4 protein-coding genes are annotated in these 2,314 nt (G+C 67.3%); 1 reads left to right on the forward strand and 3 read right to left on the reverse strand.

From position 1 onward, the window contains the following. Nucleotides 1-755 (reverse strand): ComEC/Rec2 family competence protein (locus RR928_RS24725; protein WP_332534941.1); only part of this gene is annotated, 755 nt, incomplete at its 3' end. A gap of 207 nt (nucleotides 756-962) precedes the next feature. Between RR928_RS24725 and RR928_RS24730 the strand changes: the two genes are divergently transcribed. Further along, nucleotides 963-1,421, forward strand: a complete 459-nt coding sequence (locus tag RR928_RS24730; RefSeq protein ID WP_332684732.1) for a RidA family protein — start codon at nucleotides 963-965, stop codon at nucleotides 1,419-1,421. Between the two features lie 59 nt (nucleotides 1,422-1,480). On the opposite strand, the gene RR928_RS24735 is transcribed toward RR928_RS24730, so the two are convergent. Together RR928_RS24735 and RR928_RS24740 are read right to left on the reverse strand one after the other, a co-directional pair. After that, nucleotides 1,481-1,810 carry a type II toxin-antitoxin system RelE/ParE family toxin gene (locus RR928_RS24735; protein ID WP_332534943.1) on the reverse strand — a complete coding sequence of 110 codons (330 nt, stop codon included), beginning with the start codon at nucleotides 1,808-1,810 and terminating at the stop codon, nucleotides 1,481-1,483. After that, nucleotides 1,807-2,058, reverse strand: a complete 252-nt coding sequence (locus RR928_RS24740; RefSeq protein ID WP_332534945.1) for a ribbon-helix-helix domain-containing protein — start codon at nucleotides 2,056-2,058, stop codon at nucleotides 1,807-1,809. The genes RR928_RS24735 and RR928_RS24740 overlap by 4 nt, the downstream gene beginning before the upstream one ends. Between the last annotated feature and the right edge of the window lie 256 nt (nucleotides 2,059-2,314).

Raw genomic sequence — 2,314 nt, forward strand, 5'->3', positions numbered from 1 at the left:
GCGGCAATCGCGTTCTGATCGCCCACCACCAGCGCCGCGACCACGCCGCGCGCGCGCTGCCATGCCGGCTGCGCATCCTGCGGCGCGACGATGGCATCGCGCAGCTGCTGGCGCAGCCGCGCGACCGGATGGCGCCCGGTCTGCGCCAGCCGCTGCGGTCTCGCCTGGGCCCGGCCCAGGCGCACATAGCCCGTGGCCTGCACGCCCTGCTCCCAGAGCCACAGTTCCTGGTCAAAGCCATGGGGATTGCGCAGGCCGTGCGGGGCCTTGAGGCGCGCGCTCAACTCCCAGCGCTCACCGGGCTTGAGCGGGGCCTGTGCGACGGCCCTATCACCTGCACGCGCGCCCGGCCAGCTCAGCTCGACCAGCGGCGGCACCACCACCGGCCGGCCCGGCCGCGCCTCTTTCTTTCCCGCCCGCTGGGCATGCTCCACTGCAAAGCGAAAGCGCGTGCCCCAGGGCGCGGGCTCGGGCATGGCGGCGATGATTCCGGTGAGGCGCAGGTCCTGGCCTTCGAGTGCGATGTCCAGCGCCTGCGCCTGGAAGGCGAGCGCGCGCGCGCCGCAGCCCGCGGCCATCGCAAGGCCGGCGGCCAGGGCGCACAGCAGCCAGACGACGCTGCGGTGCGCGCGGCGCTGGGCGATCCAGACTGCGGCGCCCAGCGCCAGCGCCGCAAGCAACAGGCCCGCATAGCTCTCGGCACGCCACAGCGCAGGCTGGGTGACCTGCCAGGCCGCGCCCGCGACCAGACCCACGAGCGCCGCCTGAAAGCCAGACCAGGGTCGCAGCGGCCGGAAGACGGCCGCTGGAGTCGGCGGGGAAGGAAGCGCGCAGCGCATGGCGCAGATGCTAGCCAGCGCCATCCGGCAATGCCAACGCTGTCCCTGCGGCCAGCATTGGCTATGCCTATGTCACACTCACGCAGACCCCTTTTCCCTGATTTTTTGCCAAAGGAAACCGAGATGAGCGTTTACAACAAGCTGAATGAACTGCAGATCGAACTGCCCGCGCTGGCCGTGCCCGCAGCCGCCTACCTGCCCTATGTGCAGACCGGCGCGCTGGTGTTCCTCAGCGGCCATATCGCCAAGAAGGACGGCAAGGTCTGGGCCGGCCAGCTGGGCCGCGACATCAGCACCGAAGAAGGCCAGGCCGCGGCGCGCGCGGTGGCGATCGACCTGCTGGGCACGCTGCAGCATGCGGCCGGCGGCGACCTCAACCGCGTGCAGCGCATCGTCAAGGTGATGAGCCTGGTCAATTCGACCGGCGACTTCACCGAGCAGCACCTGGTGACCAACGGCTGCAGCGAACTGCTGGGCGAAGTCTTCGGCGCCAAGGGCCAGCATGCGCGCAGCGCATTCGGCGTGGCGCAGATTCCCATGGGTGCGTGCGTGGAAATCGAGTTGATCGCTGAACTGGGCTGAGCACACCCTGCATGCAGGCGCGGCGTGCACTGCTGCGCCTGCCTCCAGCCTGATGCTGCTCAAAGCAGCTGGGCTGGCTGCATCGACGCCGGAATATCGCGCTGCCCATGGAGTACGCGCCAGACATCAATATGGTCAGGGCGCTCGAGATAGAACACAAGATGCGGGTAGCGGCTCAAAGGCCAGGCACGCAGACCCGGCAACTGAAGCTCATAAGCCCAATGCGGTGAGCCCGTTCCCGGGTGCTGGGCGATATGCACATAGGCCTGCTCCAATGCGTCGATGAATCCCAGGGCAGCGCTCGGCGCATGCTCGCCCAAATAATAGGCGATGGCTTCTTCAACGTCCCGGTTGGCCTGCTCGCGCGGCACCACCGGCTTGGCGCTCATTTCGGAGCGCCTCCCTTGGCGTTCCGAAGCACGCGGTCGCGCAGTCCCGAGAAATACGTGCCGTCGGCGATTGCCGCAGGCGGGGAGGCAGCGCCTGCAAGCAGCAGCCCGCGCAGCTGCAGGCGATCCTGGTCCTTGCGGATCAACTCACGCACATACTCGCTGCTGGTGCCATAACCACGCTGGCTGACCTGATCGTCGACAAACGACTTGAGACTTTCAGGCAGGGAAATGTTCATCGTGCTCATGCAGACAAGCTTAGACACGTTGGCAAAATTTGGCAAGATTTGCAAAAAACGGACGTCTTTCCTGCATGGACGAAACCCCGCCAGAGGCGGGGTTTCAGTGAAGGGCTGCGCTTACGGCCTCAGCCTAGCGTGGCGAGCGACATCATTCCACGCGCGTGATGCGCGCCGGCTTGAAGCCCAGGTCGGCCGCCTTGCCCTTGGCGCCGCGCTTGCCGCGGGCGTTGTTGAGGCTGCGGATCTCCAGCGTCTCGTCGCG

The organism is Comamonas sp., assembly GCF_036666375.1.
In the GTDB taxonomy this organism is placed as follows: domain Bacteria; phylum Pseudomonadota; class Gammaproteobacteria; order Burkholderiales; family Burkholderiaceae_C; genus Comamonas.

Excerpts from the sequence above, each read along its gene's own strand:
- RR928_RS24740 (WP_332534945.1), bottom strand. The coding sequence starts at position 2,058 with ATGAGCACGATGAACATTTCCCTGCCTGAAAGTCTCAAGTCGTTTGTC.
- RR928_RS24730 (WP_332684732.1), top strand. The coding sequence starts at position 963 with ATGAGCGTTTACAACAAGCTGAATGAACTGCAGATCGAACTGCCCGCG.
- RR928_RS24735 (WP_332534943.1), bottom strand. The coding sequence starts at position 1,810 with ATGAGCGCCAAGCCGGTGGTGCCGCGCGAGCAGGCCAACCGGGACGTT.